Origin of the sequence: Robertmurraya sp. DFI.2.37, from assembly GCF_029211245.1 — a bacterium.
Taxonomy (GTDB): Bacteria; Bacillota; Bacilli; order Bacillales; family Cytobacillaceae; genus Robertmurraya; species Robertmurraya methanolica_A.
Window position 1 is genome coordinate 1 of the sequence record NZ_JARGEJ010000072.1, and the last position, 20,474, is coordinate 20,474.

General features: G+C 39.0%; 17 protein-coding genes. All 17 read left to right on the forward strand.

Going from position 1 to position 20,474, the window contains the following annotated elements; translation table 11 throughout:
• The first annotated feature begins 321 nt into the window (after positions 1-321).
• The 17 genes from PZE06_RS22785 (at position 322) to PZE06_RS22865 (ending at position 20,307) form a co-directional block, all read left to right on the forward strand.
• A complete protein-coding gene (locus PZE06_RS22785) occupies positions 322-1,848 on the forward strand; it encodes an ABC transporter ATP-binding protein (RefSeq protein ID WP_150917060.1) in 1,527 nt (508 codons plus the stop codon).
• Positions 1,848-2,906 carry an ABC transporter permease gene (locus PZE06_RS22790; RefSeq protein WP_150917062.1) on the forward strand — a complete coding sequence of 353 codons (1,059 nt, stop codon included), beginning with the start codon at positions 1,848-1,850 and terminating at the stop codon, positions 2,904-2,906. The genes PZE06_RS22785 and PZE06_RS22790 overlap by 1 nt, the downstream gene beginning before the upstream one ends.
• 1 nt (position 2,907) lies before the next feature.
• Positions 2,908-3,867 carry an ABC transporter permease gene (locus PZE06_RS22795; protein WP_150917064.1) on the forward strand — a complete coding sequence of 320 codons (960 nt, stop codon included), beginning with the start codon at positions 2,908-2,910 and terminating at the stop codon, positions 3,865-3,867.
• Between the two features lie 167 nt (positions 3,868-4,034).
• Positions 4,035-5,315, forward strand: a complete 1,281-nt coding sequence (yfmF, locus tag PZE06_RS22800) for an EF-P 5-aminopentanol modification-associated protein YfmF (protein ID WP_150917066.1) — start codon at positions 4,035-4,037, stop codon at positions 5,313-5,315.
• A complete protein-coding gene (yfmH, locus tag PZE06_RS22805; protein ID WP_150917068.1) occupies positions 5,315-6,619 on the forward strand; it encodes an EF-P 5-aminopentanol modification-associated protein YfmH in 1,305 nt (434 codons plus the stop codon). Before yfmF ends, yfmH begins: the two co-directional genes overlap by 1 nt.
• Positions 6,620-6,638: 19 nt before the next feature.
• A complete protein-coding gene (gene ymfI, locus PZE06_RS22810) occupies positions 6,639-7,361 on the forward strand; it encodes an elongation factor P 5-aminopentanone reductase (RefSeq protein ID WP_150917070.1) in 723 nt (240 codons plus the stop codon).
• A gap of 140 nt (positions 7,362-7,501) precedes the next feature.
• The gene (locus tag PZE06_RS22815; RefSeq protein ID WP_150917072.1) at positions 7,502-7,759 is read left to right on the forward strand and encodes a DUF3243 domain-containing protein; all 258 of its coding nucleotides are present in this window, start codon (positions 7,502-7,504) and stop codon (positions 7,757-7,759) included.
• 606 nt (positions 7,760-8,365) lie between these two features.
• On the forward strand, positions 8,366-9,157 hold the full coding sequence (locus PZE06_RS22820) for a DUF3388 domain-containing protein (protein WP_095308194.1): 792 nt from the start codon (positions 8,366-8,368) through the stop codon (positions 9,155-9,157).
• A gap of 128 nt (positions 9,158-9,285) precedes the next feature.
• Positions 9,286-10,188 carry a helix-turn-helix domain-containing protein gene (locus tag PZE06_RS22825; protein ID WP_150917075.1) on the forward strand — a complete coding sequence of 301 codons (903 nt, stop codon included), beginning with the start codon at positions 9,286-9,288 and terminating at the stop codon, positions 10,186-10,188.
• Positions 10,189-10,326: 138 nt separating this feature from the next.
• Positions 10,327-10,905: a CDP-diacylglycerol--glycerol-3-phosphate 3-phosphatidyltransferase gene (pgsA, locus tag PZE06_RS22830; protein ID WP_150917077.1), complete on the forward strand. Its 579-nt coding sequence runs from the start codon at positions 10,327-10,329 to the stop codon at positions 10,903-10,905.
• A gap of 54 nt (positions 10,906-10,959) precedes the next feature.
• Entirely contained in the window at positions 10,960-12,198 is a 1,239-nt protein-coding gene (locus PZE06_RS22835; protein WP_150917079.1) for a competence/damage-inducible protein A, read from the forward strand.
• Positions 12,199-12,739: 541 nt separating this feature from the next.
• A complete protein-coding gene (gene recA / locus PZE06_RS22840; RefSeq protein WP_150917081.1) occupies positions 12,740-13,783 on the forward strand; it encodes a recombinase RecA in 1,044 nt (347 codons plus the stop codon).
• Positions 13,784-14,147: 364 nt separating this feature from the next.
• Entirely contained in the window at positions 14,148-15,710 is a 1,563-nt protein-coding gene (gene rny, locus PZE06_RS22845) for a ribonuclease Y (protein ID WP_150917083.1), read from the forward strand.
• Between the two features lie 84 nt (positions 15,711-15,794).
• Positions 15,795-16,592: a TIGR00282 family metallophosphoesterase gene (locus tag PZE06_RS22850; RefSeq protein WP_150917085.1), complete on the forward strand. Its 798-nt coding sequence runs from the start codon at positions 15,795-15,797 to the stop codon at positions 16,590-16,592.
• Positions 16,593-16,853: 261 nt separating this feature from the next.
• The gene (gene spoVS, locus PZE06_RS22855) at positions 16,854-17,114 is read left to right on the forward strand and encodes a stage V sporulation protein SpoVS (RefSeq protein WP_003181955.1); all 261 of its coding nucleotides are present in this window, start codon (positions 16,854-16,856) and stop codon (positions 17,112-17,114) included.
• Positions 17,115-17,704: 590 nt separating this feature from the next.
• Complete coding sequence (locus tag PZE06_RS22860; RefSeq protein ID WP_150917087.1) at positions 17,705-19,438, forward strand: 2-oxoacid:acceptor oxidoreductase subunit alpha; 1,734 nt, start codon at positions 17,705-17,707, stop codon at positions 19,436-19,438.
• Positions 19,439-19,440: 2 nt separating this feature from the next.
• A complete protein-coding gene (locus PZE06_RS22865) occupies positions 19,441-20,307 on the forward strand; it encodes a 2-oxoacid:ferredoxin oxidoreductase subunit beta (protein WP_095308207.1) in 867 nt (288 codons plus the stop codon).
• Positions 20,308-20,474 lie beyond the last annotated feature (167 nt).

Consider the following 20,474-nt stretch of genomic DNA (forward strand, 5'->3'; position numbering starts at 1 on the left):
TTGGCTTCCGAAGCTTTAAGCGTTTTAGAGCTAAAATCTTATTAACACATAAGTATAAAAAAGTGGGTGTTCATATTGGGTAAGGGCGAAGTAAGAGTTACTTCACCCCAACAATTGACGTTGAACCAAAAAAATGCTTAAATATAAAATGCATCGGTCAACTGAAGAATAAATGAGCCAATAAACAACGAGCTGATCACGTCCTTAAAGCTATGAGAACGTTCGTTCAATACATATTTTACTTGGCACGTTTGATATCGATTTGTTGTTTAGTAGGATCTAAAAGTGATAATTTTTCCATTCAAATGGGGAGTGATATTGGTGGAATACGTAATCGAAATGAATGGCATTCGAAAGGAGTTTCCAGGCATCGTTGCAAACGATAATATTACCTTACAAGTTAAGCAGGGAGAAATTCATGCATTGCTTGGGGAAAATGGTGCTGGGAAATCGACCTTAATGAATGTTCTTTTCGGTTTATATCAACCGGAAAAAGGAGAAATAAAGGTTAAAGGTGAACCCGTTAAAATTACCGATCCGAATGTGGCAAACCGCTTAGGAATAGGAATGGTACACCAGCATTTTATGCTTGTCCATAATTTTACGGTCACGGAGAACATCATTCTGGGCAGTGAGCCTACCGTTGCTGGGAAAATCAATATTAAAGATGCGGCAAAGAAGGTTGAGGAACTTTCAAAAAGATATGGCCTTGCTGTCGATCCGTACGCTAAAATCGAGGATATTTCGGTAGGAATGCAGCAGCGCGTTGAAATTTTAAAAACGCTTTACCGAGGGGCAGAGATTTTAATTTTTGATGAACCAACAGCAGTATTAACTCCGCAGGAAATTAAGGAGCTTATCCAAATAATGGGCAAGCTAGTTGCTGAAGGAAAGTCGATCATCTTAATTACGCACAAACTTAAGGAAATCATGGAGGTTTGTGATCGCTGTACCGTTATTCGTAAGGGAAAAGGAATCGGAACAGTGAATGTTGCAGAAACGAATCCTGATGAGCTTGCTTCCTTAATGGTAGGACGCGAGGTTCATTTCAAAGTAGATAAAGAGGATGCAAAGCCTCAAGAAGTCGTGCTGCAGATTAAAGATTTAGTTGTCACCGATGCGAGAAATATTCCTAGTGTAAACGGACTGGACTTAGAAGTGCAAGCTGGGGAAATATTAGGAATCGCAGGGGTTGATGGAAACGGTCAATCTGAACTTATTGAAGGAATTACAGGTCTAAGGAAGATAAAAGCAGGGAGCATAAAAATTAATGGGAAGGAAACCTCCCACCTAAGCACTCGTAAAATCACTGAAACAGGGGTTGGACATATTCCAGAGGATCGCCATAAACATGGATTGGTACTTGATTATACAGTAGGGGAAAACATCGTCTTACAGACCTATTATCAAAAGCCGTACTCAAATTCTGGTATTTTAAATTACAATAAAATCTATGAAAAAGCAAAATCCTTAATTGCGGAATACGATGTTCGAACACCTTCAGAATACACACCTTCCCGAGCTTTATCTGGTGGGAACCAACAGAAGGCAATTATTGCGAGAGAAGTCGATCGCAGTCCAAGTTTATTAATCGCAGCCCAGCCTACAAGGGGACTAGACGTCGGCGCAATTGAATTTATCCACTCCAAGCTGATTGAAGAACGGGATAAAGGCAGAGCCGTGCTATTAATTTCATTTGAACTGGATGAAATCATGAATTTAAGTGATCGAATTGCAGTTATATATGAAGGTAAAATCGTTGATATAGTAGACCCTAAAGAAACAACAGAGCAGGAGTTAGGGCTATTAATGGCTGGTGGCAAGAGAGAAAGAGAAGGTGTTTCATAATGCAAAAACTCCTGAAAAATGACAAGTTATTTAATATTGTTGTACCTATATTTTCAGCCATTTTAGGGATGCTTGTAGGAGCGTTCATCATGCTAATTGGTGGCTACGATCCGGCGAAAGGCTTCAGCGCTTTATTCCAAGGAATGTTTGGAAGTCCAAAAAATATCGGGGAAATGATTCGTGCTGCTTCTCCACTGATTCTGGCTGGGCTTGCAGTTGGTTTTGCTTTTAAAACGGGCCTATTTAATATTGGGGTTGAAGGACAACTATTAGTAGGATGGTTAGCATCTGTTTATGTCGGCTATGCTCTCAATTTACCAGCAGTTATTCATATACCTGTAGCGATTCTAGCCGCGGCAATCGCAGGTGGGCTATGGGGGATGATTCCCGGATTTTTAAAAGCGAAGTTTAAGGTACATGAAGTCATTGTAACGATAATGTTAAACTATGTCGCGCTATATACTACAGCGGATATTATTAAAAGATATTTGTATGCAGGCAATGAGAAGTCATACAAAATTCAAGAATCAGCTTCCCTTTCATCTGGATTTCTATCTAATTTGACCGATGGTTCTCGTCTCCATTGGGGTATTTTGGCGGCCGTTTTAATGGCAGTTATCATGTGGTTTCTTTTAGAGAAAACAACGACTGGCTATGAATTAAAGGCAGTTGGGTTTAACCGCCATGCTTCACAATATGCAGGTATGAATGTTTCCAAGAATATTGTCTTTTCCATGACCATTTCCGGAGCATTTGCAGGAATTGCTGGAGCGATGGAAGGATTGGGAACATTTCAAAATATGACGGTGCTTTCTGCATTTACGGGAACGGGATTCGATGGAATCGCTGTTGCCCTATTAGGGGCAAATAATCCGTTCGGGATTATTATTGCTGGAGTATTATTTGGAGGTTTGAATACAGCAGCGCCGCAAATGAATTTCAATGCGAATGTCCCTTCAGAACTTGTTGAGATTATTATTGCCTTAATTATTTTCTTTGTTGCATCTAGTTATTTAATCCGCTTATTACTTACACGCTTTAGCAAGGAGGGGAAATAACATGAGCTTTTTAGATATTTTGGTGATTATTATTCCCGCTACGTTGTATACAGCAGCTCCCCTCATTTTTACTGCTCTTGGTGGAGTATTGAGTGAACGCTCAGGCGTTGTAAATATCGGTCTTGAAGGGCTTATGTTATTTGGAGCTTTTGCAGGTGTTGTGACAACTTTAACTCTTCAAGACAGTGTGGGTGCGGCTGCACCATGGATTGCGATCGTTGTTGCAGCGATTGCTTCCGGGATCTTTTCTCTTGTACATGCTGTCGCAAGTATTACTTTCCGTGCAGATCAAACGGTATCAGGAGTAGCGATCAACATGCTGGCGGCTGGACTAACCCTTTTCTTAATTAGAAGAATTTACAATAAAGGGCAAACTGATTTTGTTGATTACCGCATTAACAAGCAGGATGTTCCGTTTTTATCGGATATTCCGGTTATTGGTGACATTTTCTTTTCACGTATTCCTTATACATCCTATATTGCCATTTTCGTTGCCATTATAGTTTGGTATATTGTTTTCAAAACACCATTTGGTTTACGGCTCCGCTCCGTTGGTGAACATCCAATGGCTGCCGATACAATGGGGATTAATGTGAATCGCATGCGCTATATTGGAGTTGTTTTATCTGGTGTATTTGCCGGAATTGGTGGTTCTGTTTACGCGCTTTCGATTTCTGGTAACTTTACAGGACATACGATTGCTGGGCAAGGATTCCTAGCTTTAGCTGCGATGATCTTTGGTAAATGGCATCCAATCGGGGCGATGGGAGCTGCGCTATTTTTTGGATTTGCAACTTCCTTAAGTATCACTGGAGCACAAATTCCACTGCTTCAAAATATTCCATCAGTATTTTTAATTATCGCACCATATGTGTTAACGATTTTGGCGCTAACTGGGTTTGTTGGTCGTGCAGATGCTCCAAAAGCTTCAGGGATTCCTTATGTTAAAGGACAACGCTAATAGTAATTTTGACCTGACATTTGTCAGGTCTTTTTGATCCGAGGATGTTCTTCTACTTGAAATGGAAAATAGCGGCAAGGTATAGTAATAATAACTTCTTGAAAGTTTACCGAATATTATTGGGTATGATAGTAAGGAGTATGTACGATGCTAAGGAGGATGTCTTAATGACTGTAATATCAGAAACAGTGAAAGAAATGCAAGGCTACAATCTTCATATTGTAAAGACAGAAAAGTTTAAAACAAATACACTTGTTTGGAAAATGAAGGCTCCATTAAGCAAGAAAGAAGTGACACTGCGCGCATTATTGCCTTATGTTTTGCAGAGCAGTTCAAAAAAGTATCCATCCTCAACAAAATTAAGAACTTTTTTAGATGAATTATATGGAGCTAGCTTTTATGTCGATTTGGCCAAAAAAGGAGAATATCATGTTATTAGCTTCGCTTTAGAAATCGCCAACGAGAAGTTTTTATCTGATAAAACACCGCTTTTAAGGATAGGGATGGAATTTTTAGCGGAAATTTTGACAAATCCAAATGTTGCTAATGATGCTTTTGAGCAAGATACCGTTGAAAAGGAGAAACGTACTCATAAGCAAAGAATCCAATCTAACTTTGATGATAAGATGAAATATTCAAGCACAAGACTAGTGGAGGAAATGTGTAAAGGGGAACGATATGCTCTTCATGTCCATGGTGAAATGAATGAAGTGGACGGGATAACGGCACAAAGTTTATTTTCCTATTATAAAAAGGCATTTTCAGAGGATGAATTGGACTTATATGTAATAGGGGACGTATCTGAAAATGAAGTAACAGCACTAGCAAACGAAAAAATGAAGTTTTCTCCCCGTCAGCCACAACTCCTTGATCGAAATGAAGTGGTCGGAGATCGTGAAGTAAAAACCATTAATGAAGTGCAGGATGTTAAGCAAGGGAAATTAAATATTGGCTTTCGAACAAATGTACTTTATGGCGATGAGGACTATTATGCCCTTCAAGTGTTAAATGGAATTTACGGGGGCTTTTCTCATTCAAAGCTATTTATAAACGTTCGAGAAAAAGCCAGTTTAGCTTATTATGCAGCTAGCCGTTTGGAGAGCCACAAGGGATTGATGATGGTCATGTCGGGAATTGAACACAAAAATTATGATCAGGCAGTAGCGATTATTAATGAGCAAATGGTCGCTATGAAAAAAGGCGATTTTTCCGAACAGGAACTGGTACAAACAAAGGCAGTCATACGGAATCAGCTTTTAGAAACTGTAGATACGGCAAGGGGAATGATTGAAATCCTTTATCATAATGTCGTTTCCCATCAAAACATCACATTGGATCATTGGTTGGTACAAATGGAGAGAGCAACAAAGGAAGATATCGTAAAGGTTGCTCAGAAAATCCAGCTTGACACTGTTTACTTTTTAACGGGACAGGAGGCGATGCAATAATGGAAAAAATCACATTTGAACAATTACAAGAAGAGCTTTATTATGAAAAATTAACCAATGGTTTAGACGTCTATATTCTTCCGAAAATAGGATTCAATAAAACGTACGCAACTTTTACGACGAAATACGGCTCCGTCGATAACCAGTTTATCCCTCTTGGCAAAGAAGAGTTTGTTAAGGTGCCTGATGGTATTGCCCATTTTCTCGAGCATAAACTGTTTGAAAAAGAGGATGGGGATGTTTTCCAACAATTTAGTCGCCAAGGTGCATCTGCGAATGCGTTTACTTCCTTCACAAGAACAGCTTATCTCTTTTCCAGTACTTCAGATGTGGAGTTGAACTTAGAGACATTAATAGATTTCGTTCAAGACCCTTATTTTACAGAAAAAACGGTTGAAAAGGAAAAAGGGATTATAGGTCAAGAAATTACGATGTACGATGATAATCCAGATTGGCGACTTTATTTTGGTTTAATTGAAAATCTCTATCAAAATCACCCTGTTAAAATTGATATTGCTGGAACGATTGATTCCATTTCCCATATTACGAAAGATCTGTTGTATGAGTGCTATAACACTTTCTATCATCCGAGCAATATGTTACTGTTTGTAGTCGGACCAGTTGATGTCGAGAAAATAATGAAACAAATTAAAGAAAATCAGGCAAAGAAACCATTTGAGTCACAGCCAGAAATTAAACGACGATTTGAGGCAGAAAAAAAGGAAGCGAACGAAGGAAAGAAAGTCCTTGAAATGAATGTGCAGACCCCGAAATGTCTGCTTGGAATAAAGGCATTGCATCATGACCAAAGTGGAATGGAAATGCTGAAAAATGAACTGACTACGAATGTATTGTTGGATATGCTATTCGGAAAAAGTTCAGCCAATTATGAGCAGCTTTATAATGAAGGATTAATTGATGATACATTTTCCTATGATTATACGCAGGAATCGGGCTTTGGCTTTGCCATGATTGGTGGCGATACGAGCAATCCTGAGCAATTAGTGGCGAGACTGAAGGAAATGCTTTTTGCAGTGAAAAACAGTGGTTTGACAAATGAAGCGTTACAAAGAACAAAAAAGAAGAAGATCGGCGGATTTTTACGGGCAGTCAACTCTCCTGAATTCATTGCCAATCAATTTACACGCTATGCATTTAATGAAATGAATTTATTTGATGTTGTTCCAACACTTGAAAAAATTACAATTGATGACGTGCAAAGGGTCGCAAACGAGTTTATTTCTGAAGAGCGTTTATCGGTATGCCAGGTCATCCCTAAAAAAAAAATAAGAGCAGTGTTGTAGGGAGTAGGAAGGATTTTCTATGAAGAAATTTGTGTTAATTACGGGTGCAAGCGGTGGAATTGGCAGGGTGATCGCCTTAAATCTAGCGAAGGAAGGCTATAATCTATACTTGCACTACTTTAAAAATGAACAGTCTATTCATCAGCTGACGGAGGAGCTATCTCGTTATGAAGGGGAGTATATTCCAATACAAGCTGATTTATCCTCTCGTAATGGTTATAAATTGCTTGTTTCTCAAATATTTTCACTTGATGCGATTATCCACAATAGCGGGATGAGTCATTATGGTCTTCTTGTTGATTTACAGGAGGAAGAGGCGGAAAACTTAATTACAACTCATGTTACAAGTCCGTTATTGCTAACAAAAGAGCTGTTGCCTAAAATGCTAAAAAATAAAGGTGGCAACATCATTGTCATTTCCTCCATTTGGGGTCAAACAGGGGCCGCTTGTGAAGTTGCATATTCAACCGTTAAGGGTGCACAAATCTCCTTTGTTAAGGCATTGAGTAAAGAGGTGGCCTCAAGCGGGATCAGGGTTAATGGCATTGCTCCAGGAGCGATTCAAACACCTATGATTACTTCTTTTTCAGAGGATGAACTTGCTGATCTGGTTGAAGAAATTCCAATGGGGGAATTAGGGAAACCAATACATGTTGCTGATACCGTGTCTTTTCTTTTATCAGAAAAAGCAGCTTATATTACTGGACAAATTATCGCGGTAAATGGTGGCTGGTATGTGTAAATGAAAGGACGGCTCATTCACCCTTTGATTGCCCCCTACAGTATCTATTAAATACCTTGATGAAAAAATATGTAAAATATGTATAATATCCCTGTCAAGTAAGCAAAATAACCACGTAATATAATTAAGGAGGTTATTTCATGTCTGTACTTGATAATTGGAACCAATGGAAAGACTTTTTAGGAGATCGCCTACATCAGGCTCAAAATGAAGGAATGAATCAAGAGGTAATTAGCGATATCGCATATCAAGTTGGCGATTATTTAGCAAAGCAAGTTGATCCGAAGAACGAACAAGAAAGAATTTTAGCTGATCTTTGGTCGGTTGCAACTCCAGAAGAGCAACACGCGATTGCTAACGTAATGGTTAAGTTAGTACAAAATAATGGAAATTCTTAAAATGATTTTGTTTATTCTTAAAGAGAGGCATTGCCTCTCTTTTTTACTCGTGGTTTAGGAACTCCTTGTGGTCGATCTCACTTTGAATAAGTATCTTTTAGTCTAGTGCACCTCAAGCAGCCGAGTGCAAACCAAACATTACCGACAAGTTAAGGGAGAGCCATTAGGCTTTGATTATTGAAAGAGCAGACATGTTGTAGTTAGGACGGTGAATATGAAAAGGGGATATTCCTTTGATCTGTCCTCATAGGAATCATTAGAATGATATGTTTTTGATGGCGTGCTCCTGATCATTATGTTGTGCAAAATTACTTTAAAATAAGGATAAAAATTGTCATAAATATGGGAATAAGAATATAATTGTTATGGGTGCTCTTATCTATATCTTTTTCTAAACTTGAACTCGCTTTTTTCTTTCATATTCATAGAAAATCCTTTATTATAGAAGCTAGATGAATTTGCTTAATTTTGGTGAATTTGTCGAATAAGAGAATAATTTGGAGAATGCCAGCAACGCTCTTTCCAAGCTGATGGAATTTATAAAGATACCATGCGCATTTTGGGATCACAGGCACTCCTATATTTCTACTTCTAAGGAGGTTTTCCATGGAAAAGCAAGAATGGTACTTAGAATATGAAATAACAACAAATCGCCCTGGACTGCTTGGTGATATTTCGTCATTGCTAGGAATGCTTTCTATTAATATTGTGACGATTAATGGTATCGATGAGGGCCGACGCGGGCTGTTAATTTTAGCTAAAAACCATGATCAAATTGTTAGACTAGAGTCTATTTTACATACGATGGATACAATAAGAGTCATAAAGCTCCGTGTTCCAAAGCTAAGGGATCGATTAGCTGTTAGACATGGACGATACATACAAAGAGATGCTGATGATAAAAAGACTTTCCGCTTCGTTCGGGATGAGCTTGGATTATTAGTTGATTTTATGGCAGAATTATTTAAGAAGGACGGTCATAAGCTTATTGGCATTCGAGGCATGCCGCGTGTTGGCAAAACAGAATCTGTTGTTGCCGCCAGCGTTTGTGCAAATAAAAGATGGCTGTTCGTATCATCAACGTTATTAAAACAAACCATTCGTAATAAATTAATTGAAGATGAGTATAGTGAGGATAATCTGTTTATTATCGATGGGATCGTCTCAACTAGGCGAGCTAATGAGCGTCATTGGCAATTGGTGCGGGAGATTATGCGCTTGCCTGCCGTAAAGGTTGTTGAACATCCTGATATATTTGTGCAAAATACAGAGTATACTCTCGATGATTTTGATTATATTATTGAATTGCGAGATGACCCTGAACAAGAGATTACATACGAAGTTGTTGAAAAAAATAATATGTTTTCTGATTCTGACTTTGGTGGTTTTGATTTTTAATGTAAGGTCAGATTCCTTAACCAAGGTTGAATATGATATGTAGGGTTGAAAATGATGTCTTCGATTGCTCACATTATGGAATGGTGATAGAGACATAATGAAAATTATCAGTTGGAAGGTGTTACAAATTGACGGAATTAGGGAATCGTTTGAAGGAGGCTCGTCTTGAAAAAGATATGAGCTTAGATGATTTGCAAGCTGTGACGAAAATTCAAAAAAGATATTTAGAGGGAATAGAAGAAGGAAATTATAGCATGATGCCAGGGCCTTTCTATGTCCGTGCCTTTATTAAACAATATGCGGAAGCAGTTGATTTAGAGCCTGAAGAGTTGTTTGAGCAATATCAAGCGGATGTGCCGACAGCTTTTAAAGACGATTTACCTGAGAAGCTTTCCCGTGTTCAAACTCGCAGGAATATTTCAGGAGGAAGTTCTAAATTCTTTGATATTCTTCCGAAAATATTGGTTGCAGCTTTTATAATTGGTGCGCTGGCAGTCATTTGGTATTTTTATTCGCTCAATGCTGGTAAAGATTCGAATGAGCAGATAGAGAATAATACTGATGGGGCATCTTATGAAGAAGCGGAGAATTTATCGCGTGAACCAGTAGAAGAAGAACCAGTAGTTGATGAAGAAACGGATGAGCAAAATCGTACAGATGAAGATGGTGATTCAACCGAAGAAGAGGTTGCACCAGAACAAGAAATAACAGTTGTGGAATCGCAAGGTAGAAGAACTACTTATGAGCTTAAAAATGCTGAGAGCTTTGAATTGAAGCTTGTTTCCACTGGTGAAACTTGGGTTAGTATTAAAAATGGAGCTGGCCAATCGTTCTTCCAAGGAATGCTTACGACAGGTGGTACGGCTAGTCATACAGAGGATTTGTCAAATGAAGAAGAAGTTGTGATCAGGGTTGGAAGTGCGCCAAATACGGAGATTTATATAAATGACGAAAAGCTAGAATACGCTGCAGCACCTGAAAGTCAGACCGTACAAGATATTACGATTCGTTACACGAAAGCTTCTGAATAGTCATCGATTCGGTGACTATTTTTCGCTTTTAACTATTTTGTCTTCTGCATCGATTTTTTTACAATATTATGTAGAAAATGAAATAAACGATTAAGGATTAGGATTGATCTATATTTTTAAAGTTGGAGGGTAAATTAAATGAATTTGCCAAATAAAATAACTGTCTCAAGAATTTTACTTATACCTCTATTTCTTTTTATAATGCTCTATCCTTTTTCATGGGGTGAGATGAAATTTCTTGGTGCAGAACTTCCAGTTGCCCATTTTGTGGGAGCATTGATCTTTATTATAGCCTCTACGACCGATTGGGTTGACGGCTATTATGCTCGTAAATATAATTTAGTAACGAATCTTGGGAAGTTTTTAGACCCGTTAGCGGACAAGTTACTCGTTTCGGCAGCGTTGATTGTTCTTGTCCAAATTGGGATGGCATCGTCATGGATTGTGATTTTAATTATTAGTAGAGAATTTGCGGTAACAGGGCTTCGGGCAATTTTGGCTGGAGAAGGTGAAATTGTTGCTGCCAATATGTTAGGAAAAATAAAAACGTGGACGCAAATTATTGCGATTTCAGCTTTATTATTACATAATATGATTTTTGAACTCGTGTCATTGCCGTTTGCTGATATAGCCCTTTGGGTCGCTGCATTTTTTACAGTTTGGTCAGGCTGGGATTATTTTAGTAAAAATAAACATGTTTTCATCAACTCCAAATAGAAGAAATTTAAAATATTTGGCTAGACATAACTTTCATGAGTAGGAGTGTTTTACATGAACGCGGAAATCATTGCAGTTGGCTCAGAATTATTGCTTGGACAGATTGTGAATACGAACGCTCAATTTCTTTCGAAGCAACTTGCCAATATTGGTGTCAATGTTTACTACCATACAGTTGTCGGTGACAATCCAGAACGTTTAAAGCGTGCCCTAGAACTTGCGGAGAGTAGGGCGGATCTCATCATTCTGACGGGTGGGCTCGGCCCTACGAAGGATGATTTAACGAAAGAGACGATCGCGTCACATATAGGGAAGAAGCTCGTTCATGATGAAGTGGCTCTCGCTTCGATTGAGCAGTACTTTCAAACGACCAATCGAGTAATGACAGACAACAACCGTAAACAAGCCCTTGTATTAGAAGATGCTGCTGTCCTTCCGAATGATCATGGAATGGCACCTGGAATGGTTGTGACTGTCAATGAACGAAGTTATATGTTATTACCAGGTCCACCTAAAGAACTTGAACCAATGTTTTCCCAGTATGGAGAAAAGGAGATTTTGAAGCTTCAGCCGATTAATGATAAAATTGTTTCCCGTGTTCTCCGTTTTTTTGGGATCGGAGAATCGATGTTAGAGACTGAAATTGATGATTTAATAGATGGACAGCAAAACCCAACAATTGCGCCGCTAGCTGCAGATGGTGAGGTAACGCTTCGATTAACGGCGAAGGCGAAAAATGAAGAACTCGCTCATCAGCTAATCGACAAGACTGAACAACAAATTCTTGCAAGAGTGGGAGAGTATTTTTATGGTTATGATTCCACGTCATTAATGAATGAGTTGTTTCAAGAGTTGGATGCTCGAAATTTGACGATAGCCTGTGCCGAAAGCCTTACAGGAGGACTTTTTCAGCAGGAAATGACTTCAATATCAGGTGCGGGTGATGTTTTTAAGGGTGGTGTTGTTTGCTACGCCACTGAGGTGAAGAATCATGTCCTCAACGTTAAGAAGGAAACGACAGATACTTATGGAGCAGTTAGTGCTGCTTGTGCGCTTGAATTGGCAGAAAATGTCCGTTCCCTCATACAAGCTGATATTGGCATAAGTTTTACAGGAGTCGCGGGACCAGCAAAGCAAGAGGGCAAACCAGTTGGAATGGTCTTTATTGGCATTTCTATTAAAGGAAGAGAGCCTAAATATGAGCAGTTGCAGCTTGCGGGGACGAGGGAAGGGATTCGGCTTAGAACGATAAAGCATGGATGTCATTTCCTGCTCAAAAGTTTAAAGGAATGATAAGACTTAAAGGAAAAGCAAGTGAGAGGATACGGTTCAACATCCCTTCACTTGCTTTTATAGTTCAGAAGAAGAAAGGCAATTATGTTCGATATGCCGAACGTAGATTGTAATTGTCAGTCATCTCTTTCGTACAATTAATAGGTCTACATTGATTTTTTCTGACTCTCTTTTTCTTAACAATGTCTTTAGTTTATGGAGAATGTCAATGTATCCTTTTAAAAGCACTGTTTGGACATCAATAGATTGCTAGATTTTTACGATTGTAGCGAATGTTGCAATGGGCTGCGCTACTTTCGCAATAACATAAAGATAGTCAAATATTTTCAGACATTGGTCAATATATCAATCATTCACCAGTCATACGTATTAAAAGGAAATTCTTTCCTTAGGGGAAGTTGAAAATTTCCGCTCTTAATGAACCGAGAAAAAAACGAATGGATGTTCGATTTTTTTCTCGACAAATGATTGGAAAACAGTTATATTAGAGATAGGTTTTTTAAGAGATGAACCGATTGGATGAAATAAGGAGGAATTTATAGTGAGCGATCGTCAAGCAGCCTTAGAAATGGCGTTGAAACAAATAGAAAAACAATTTGGTAAAGGTTCCATTATGAAATTGGGTGAACAAACAGATCGGCAAATTTCTACTTCACCGAGTGGCTCTCTAGCGCTAGATGCAGCTCTGGGGATTGGTGGATATCCACGGGGACGGATTATTGAAATTTACGGGCCAGAGAGTTCTGGTAAAACGACTGTGGCTCTGCATGCAATTGCAGAAGTGCAAGCTGAAGGTGGACAAGCTGCATTTATCGATGCTGAACATGCTTTAGATCCAGTTTATGCTTCAAAGCTCGGTGTTAATATTGATGAATTGCTTTTGTCCCAGCCTGATACTGGAGAGCAGGCACTAGAGATCGCTGAGGCACTTGTAAGAAGTGGTGCAGTTGATATTTTAGTTATCGACTCTGTTGCTGCGCTCGTACCAAAAGCCGAAATCGAAGGGGAGATGGGAGATAGTCATGTTGGTTTGCAGGCCCGGCTAATGTCTCAGGCTCTTCGTAAGCTTTCTGGAGCGATTAATAAGTCTAAAACCATCGCTATCTTTATCAATCAGATTCGTGAAAAGGTTGGGGTGATGTTTGGAAATCCTGAAACAACACCTGGAGGACGTGCTTTAAAATTCTACTCCTCTATCCGTCTCGAAGTCCGTCGTGCTGAAACATTAAAGCAAGGCAATGATATGATTGGAAATAAAACAAAAATTAAAGTCGTAAAAAATAAAGTCGCACCACCATTCCGCGTTGCTGAAGTGGACATTATGTATGGAGAAGGGATTTCTAAAGAGGGCGAGATTATCGATTTAGGTTCCGAAATTGATATTGTTCAAAAGAGCGGCTCTTGGTACTCCTATAACGACGAACGCCTTGGCCAAGGCCGTGAAAATGCAAAGCTATATTTAAAAGAAAACCCAGAAGTTCGATTGGAAATTCAGCAGAAGATCCGTGAATACTATGGCTTGGATGGTGTTAAGGTCGTAGAAGGTGAAGATGAGGGTCAAGAAACTTTTGACCTTGTAGATTAATCTATAACAGCTTGTATTTATTGACGTACAGAAGTATAGGGATATGTCTTATTTAAAACAGCAAAGCTTAAAATGCTTTGCTGTTTTGTATGCCAAAATTTCCTCTTTGTGAACGAAAGCTAATAAATGATGGCATAATCGAATCAATAAGCTCTACAGCTTAAGTTACAACTGGAAATAGCCGACTAGACAGGCACTTGACAATAAAAATTCACACCTTTACAATTAATATGTATATTTTACAATTTTTATAATGATTAAAACGTTAAAAAGCCTTTGTGCTGTATATTGATGGATGACAATGTACATGCCGACAGTTTAGAAACGTAAAAACAAAAAGTTCATAGCAAGAGGAGGTGAAATGATGGATTTAGTAATTATAATCATCTCCATTTTGCTTGGCCTATTCGTCGGTGCAGTTGTTGGCTATTTTGTTCGTAAATCCGTTGCTGAAGCAAAGATTGCAGGCGCAAAAGATGCGGCGGAGCAAATTTTAGAGGATGCAAAGCGTGATGCGGACTCGACTAAAAAGGAAGCTCTGCTAGAAGCAAAGGATGAAATTCACAAGCTTCGAACAGAAGCTGAACGTGAAATTCGTGATCGAAGAAATGAGTTGCAAAAACAAGAAAATCGTTTAATGCAAAAAGAGGAAAACTTAGATCGAAAAGATGAGTCGTTAGATAAACGCGAATCACTATTAGAAAAGAGGGACGATTCTCTTAACAAAAGACAACAGCATATTGAAGAGATGGAAAGCAAAGTGGACGAGATCTTAAAGAAGCAACAATCTGAGCTTGAACGCATCTCAGGCTTAACGCGTGATGAAGCGAAGTCCATCATTTTAGAGCGAATGGATAAGGAATTATCTCACGAGATCGCTTTAATGGTTAAAGAGAGTGAGAATAAAGCAAAAGAGGAAGCGGACAAGAAAGCAAAAGAAATCTTGTCATTAGCCATTCAAAGATGTGCGGCGGATCACGTGGCTGAAACAACTGTCTCAGTTGTAAGTTTACCAAATGATGAAATGAAAGGTCGCATCATTGGACGTGAAGGTCGTAATATTCGTACACTTGAAACTCTTACTGGGATTGACCTCATTATTGATGATACACCGGAGGCTGTTATTCTTTCAGGCTTTGATCCAATTCGCAGAGAGACAGCGAGACTTGCGCTAGAGAAGCTTGTTCAGGATGGTCGGATTCATCCAGCTCGTATTGAAGAGATGGTTGATAAGGCACGTCGCGAGGTGGATGAGCATATTCGAGAAATCGGTGAGCAAACAACCTTTGAGGTTGGAGTACATGGTCTCCATCCAGATTTAATTAAAATTCTGGGTCGCCTAAAGTTCCGTACAAGCTACGGACAAAATGTGCTTAAGCATTCCATTGAAGTTGCTCAACTTTCTGGATTATTAGCTGCTGAGCTTGGAGAAGATGAAACATTAGCTCGTCGTGCTGGATTGCTTCACGATATTGGCAAAGCAATTGACCATGAAGTAGAAGGAAGCCATGTGGAAATTGGGGTTGAGCTTGCAACAAAGTATAAAGAGCACCCAGTTGTCATCAACAGTATTGCTTCCCATCATGGGGATAGTGAAGCTCAATCTGTCATTGCTGTGCTTGTGGCCGCTGCAGACGCGTTATCAGCCGCTAGACCTGGAGCAAGAAGAGAAACGTTGGAAAACTATATTCGTCGCTTAGAAAAGCTTGAGGAAATTTCTGAGTCCTATGATGGAGTCGAGAAATCATTTGCGATTCAAGCAGGTAGGGAAGTTCGTATTATTGTAAAACCTGATCAAATAGACGATTTAGAATCACATCGTCTTGCTCGAGATATTCGCAAGAAAATTGAGTCTGAACTTGATTATCCAGGTCATATAAAAGTAACAGTTATTCGTGAAACGAGAGCTGTTGAATATGCGAAATAAATAAAACGGTGCATTTGCACCGTTTTATTTATTTTATTTTTTTGCTATAATGAACCATTAGTACATACGAGAAAGGGATTGAACATGGATATATTGTTTATTGGAGATGTAGTAGGCTCCCCTGGCCGTGATATGGTGATGGAATATGTTCCAAAGCTGAAAGAAAAATATCGTCCACATGTTACGATTATTAATGGTGAGAATGCTGCAGGCGGTAAGGGAATTACGGAAAAAATTTATCGGAGCTTTTTAGAGGTTGGTGCCCAAGTAGTAACGCTCGGAAATCATACTTGGGACAACCGTGAAATTTTCGAATTTATTGAAGACGCGAAGTATCTTATTCGTCCAGCTAATTTTCCAGAAAATAACCCTGGAAAAGGGATCGTGTATGTGCGAATGAATCAACTTGAAATTGCTGTGATTAATCTCCAAGGGCGTACATTTATGCCGGCGATTGATGATCCGTTTGTAAAGGCAGATCAGCTTATTAAAGAGGCAAAGGAACGAACTCCTTTTATCTTCGTTGATTTTCATGGTGAGGCAACAAGCGAAAAGCAAGCAATCGGTTGGTATTTAGATGGCAGAGTATCTGCTATTGTTGGGACGCACACACATGTACAAACGGCAGATAATCGCGTATTGCCGAAAGGTACTGCTTACATCTCTGATGTAGGGATGACGGGACCTTATGATGGAATTCTCGGAATGGAGCGGGAAGTGGTATTAAAGCGGTTTTTAACAGGGCTGCCGGTCCGTTTTGAAGTTCCAAAAACGGGAAGAGCCCAGTTAAGTGCGGTGGTAGTACAATTGGATGATAAAACAGGTTTGGCGAAAAAAATTGAACGCATTTTAATTAATGAGGATCATCCATTTTATTCATAGTATTTGGCCCATTTCGTTTGAAGCTCTTGTTTCAAACAAAATGGGCCAAAAATGTTTCGATAGCAAGATTATTCGCATCTATTTTGAATTCATTCTTCGGTATTTAAAGTTTTTTTCAGAAAACGCCCAAGCAATTTTCCAATATTTTGACCAAGCTGGAATATGTGATTTAACATTTGAATATAGTAGCAATGGAATCATATATACCTGACCTGTTCAATAGATGAACATTCAGGGGGGGTAAACGAGGAGGAGCTAGGAATGGAAATATTAAAAGTTTCAGCAAAATCTAATCCTAATTCTGTAGCTGGTGCGCTTGCCGGAGTTCTGCGGGAAAGAGGAGCTGCGGAAATCCAAGCCATAGGTGCGGGTGCATTGAATCAAGCCGTAAAGGCAGTAGCAATAGCAAGAGGATTTGTGGCACCTAGCGGAGTTGATTTGATCTGTATTCCGGCCTTTACAGACATTCAGATTGATGGAGAAGAAAGAACTGCCATTAAGTTAATTGTTGAACCTAGATGATAATGTTTAGGTAAATGAAAGCATTGGGGTTAAAGGCATGGTGACAATGTTGTTTAGTCTGGTATAACAACTATTTTTGAAGGAATGAAAGAGCATTCATGCTGGTGGAATCCTTATGCATACAACCTGTTTGCTTAGCAAGCAGGCTTTTTTCTTGAAATAATATTGTTGAGCCAATAATCAACATAGATATATAGCAAAGCCTCCTAAAAAGAATTTTAAATTTCTTTAATTATGGGAAACATTTAAGAAGCAGTTAAGGATGCCAACTATTTATTATGTTTTGAAAACTAAAAAAATATTCATACTTTCGTCAATATTTATGCGGAAAGGGTTGCTTTTTTCACAACATAGGGCTAGAATTGAAAGCGTTTAGTACCCTACTTTTCCAATGAAATTTGGATGAGAAATGTACTAGACCATGAGTGAATTTCACAATGTTTCAGATTCGTCTAGAAACATCACGATCGATATTTTTCTTCTGTTTTAGAATGTGTTTTCTAGGCTGAATGAACCATGTTGGAATGAACTCGTCGAAATCAAATAACGTTTTTTACATATTTCTTAACGTATCTGAAGGGGTGTAAGACATGATCAATCAACTTTCTTGGAAAGTTGGCGGACAACAAGGGGAAGGTATTGAAAGTACTGGGGAAATCTTTTCAATTGCTCTGAATCGTCTGGGCTACTACTTGTATGGCTACCGTCACTTTTCATCACGAATTAAAGGTGGACATACGAACAATAAGATTCGTGTAAGTACGACTCAAGTTCGATCTATTTCGGATGATTTAGACATTTTAGTCGCGTTTGACCAAGAGACAGTGGATCTAAATTACAAAGAGCTTCATGACAATGGAATTATCATCGCCGATGCGAAGTTTAATCCTACTCAACCAGAGGATACCAATGCGACTTTGTATGCAGTCCCATTCACAGAGATTGCTACTGAACTGGGAACATCTTTAATGAAAAACATGGTAGCAGTTGGTGCTACATGTGCTGTACTAGATTTAGATATTAATGTTTTCAGAGAAGTGGTGCAAGAAATCTTTGGCAAAAAAGGTCAACAAGTTGTTGATAAGAATATGGAAGCCGTTAAGGCTGGGTTTGACCATATGAAAGCTGAATTGGCTGAAAATGCAGTGATGCATTTGGAGAAAGCTGATGGAAATAAACGTCTTTTCATGATTGGAAACGATGCTATCGCTCTTGGAGCATTAGCTGGTGGCTGTCGCTTTATGGCTGCATACCCGATTACACCTGCTTCAGAAATTATGGAATATTTAATTCAGAAGCTTCCAGCACTTGGCGGAACAGTTATTCAAACTGAAGATGAAATTGCAGCTGCTACGATGGCGATCGGCGCTAACTATGCCGGGGTTCGTGCGCTCACGGCATCTGCAGGTCCAGGCCTTTCATTGAAAATGGAAGCGATTGGTTTGTCTGGTATAACTGAACAACCGCTCGTTATTGTCGACACTCAACGAGGGGGCCCATCAACGGGTTTACCAACAAAGCAAGAGCAATCAGATTTGATGGCGATGATTTATGGAACTCATGGTGAAATTCCAAAGATCGTTATGGCTCCAAGCACGGTGCAAGAAGCATTTTATGATACGGCAGAAGCATTTAATTTAGCTGAAGAATATCAATGTCCGGTTATTGTTTTATCCGATTTGCAACTATCTCTCGGGAAACAAACAGTGGAACCGCTTGATTATAGTAAGATTGAAATTCGTCGTGGTAAATTACAGCAAGATCAATTACCTGAAATAGAAAATAAAGGTTATTTCAAGCGTTATGAAGTGACAGAAGACGGTGTCTCACCACGCGTCATCCCAGGAATGAAAAACGGAATTCACCATGTTACAGGAGTGGAGCATGATGAAACAGGGAAACCATCAGAATCTGCACTTAATCGTAATGCTCAAATGGATAAGCGTTTCCGCAAAATCGAAAATTTGAAATTTAATACACCAGTATATAAGAATGCTCCTCATCAAGAGCCTGATCTTTTAATCGTTGGCTTTAATTCTACACGTGGGGCGATTGAAGAAGCGATAACTCGTCTTGAGCAAGATGGATTAAAAGTGAATCATGCTCATATTCGTTTAATTCATCCATTTCCAACTGATGAGATGTTACCACTTGTTCAATCAGCTAAAAACGTTCTGGTTGTTGAAAACAATGCAACAGGTCAGTTAGCCAATATTTTGAAGATGAACGTCGGACATGCTAATAAAGTGAAAAACCACTTAAAATACGACGGAAATCCATTCTTGCCACATGAAATTTATACAAAAAGCAAGGAGCTGTTCTAAAAATGGCAACATTTAAAGACTTTCGTAATAATGTGAAGCCCAACTGGTGTCCAGGTTGTGGGGATTTCTCGGTTCAAGCGGCTATTCAAAGGGCGGCAGCGAATGTTGGGCTCGAACCAGAAAATTTAGCAGTTGTTTCAGGTATCGGTTGTTCAGGGCGTATTTCTGGATATATCAATTCATATGGATTCCATGGAATCCATGGACGTTCTCTTCCAATTGCCCAAGGGGTAAAAATGGCCAATCGTGATTTAACGGTGATTGCCTCTGGAGGGGACGGAGATGGTTTTGCGATTGGAATGGGTCATACGATTCATGCCATTCGTCGTAACGTCGATATCACATATATCGTCATGGATAATCAAATCTATGGATTAACTAAAGGTCAAACTTCTCCTAGGTCAGCAGCTGGTTTTAAAACAAAATCGACGCCATCAGGATCTGTTGAACAACCAATTTCCCCAATGGAAATGGCTTTAACTGCTGGTGCTACTTTTGTAGCGCAAAGCTTCTCAACCGATTTAAAAGATTTAACAGCTTTAATTGAAGCTGGAATTAAACATAAAGGCTTTTCTTTAATCAACGTATTTAGTCCATGTGTAACGTACAACAAGGTTAATACGTATGATTGGTTTAAGGAAAACCTTACGAAATTGGCAGATATCGAAGGATATGATCCATCAAGCCGTGAACAAGCTATGCAAACCCTTATGAAACATGATGGCTTAGTAACGGGACTTATTTATCAAAATACGGAGCGACCATCTTATCAGGAGATGCTTCCTGGTTACTCAGAAACACCGCTTTCCCAAGCAGATTTGCAAATAGATGAAGCGCATTTTGAAAAATTAGTAGCTGAGTTTATGTAATAGAAAGAAACTTTAAAACAACCTCAAATACTTTGAGGTTGTTTCAGTTTGTCGACAAAAGGGGTTCGGAATGGTCACATTCCGAACCCCTTTTAATGATTTTCTTAAGTTTTTCCCTATTTTGAGGTATTTTGACCTCTTCTTAATCTCATCTACTAGGCCATTTC

Bases quoted from the DNA above. Each gene is read 5' to 3' on its own strand.
- PZE06_RS22820 (WP_095308194.1), top strand. From the start codon at position 8,366: ATGGAAAAGCAAGAATGGTACTTAGAATATGAAATAACAACAAATCGC.
- PZE06_RS22790 (WP_150917062.1), top strand. From the start codon at position 1,848: ATGCAAAAACTCCTGAAAAATGACAAGTTATTTAATATTGTTGTACCT.
- PZE06_RS22865 (WP_095308207.1), top strand. From the start codon at position 19,441: ATGGCAACATTTAAAGACTTTCGTAATAATGTGAAGCCCAACTGGTGT.
- spoVS (WP_003181955.1), top strand. From the start codon at position 16,854: ATGGAAATATTAAAAGTTTCAGCAAAATCTAATCCTAATTCTGTAGCT.
- PZE06_RS22860 (WP_150917087.1), top strand. From the start codon at position 17,705: ATGATCAATCAACTTTCTTGGAAAGTTGGCGGACAACAAGGGGAAGGT.
- PZE06_RS22815 (WP_150917072.1), top strand. From the start codon at position 7,502: ATGTCTGTACTTGATAATTGGAACCAATGGAAAGACTTTTTAGGAGAT.
- yfmH (WP_150917068.1), top strand. From the start codon at position 5,315: ATGGAAAAAATCACATTTGAACAATTACAAGAAGAGCTTTATTATGAA.
- PZE06_RS22795 (WP_150917064.1), top strand. From the start codon at position 2,908: ATGAGCTTTTTAGATATTTTGGTGATTATTATTCCCGCTACGTTGTAT.
- rny (WP_150917083.1), top strand. From the start codon at position 14,148: ATGGATTTAGTAATTATAATCATCTCCATTTTGCTTGGCCTATTCGTC.
- PZE06_RS22850 (WP_150917085.1), top strand. From the start codon at position 15,795: ATGGATATATTGTTTATTGGAGATGTAGTAGGCTCCCCTGGCCGTGAT.
- pgsA (WP_150917077.1), top strand. From the start codon at position 10,327: ATGAATTTGCCAAATAAAATAACTGTCTCAAGAATTTTACTTATACCT.
- ymfI (WP_150917070.1), top strand. From the start codon at position 6,639: ATGAAGAAATTTGTGTTAATTACGGGTGCAAGCGGTGGAATTGGCAGG.
- PZE06_RS22835 (WP_150917079.1), top strand. From the start codon at position 10,960: ATGAACGCGGAAATCATTGCAGTTGGCTCAGAATTATTGCTTGGACAG.
- yfmF (WP_150917066.1), top strand. From the start codon at position 4,035: ATGACTGTAATATCAGAAACAGTGAAAGAAATGCAAGGCTACAATCTT.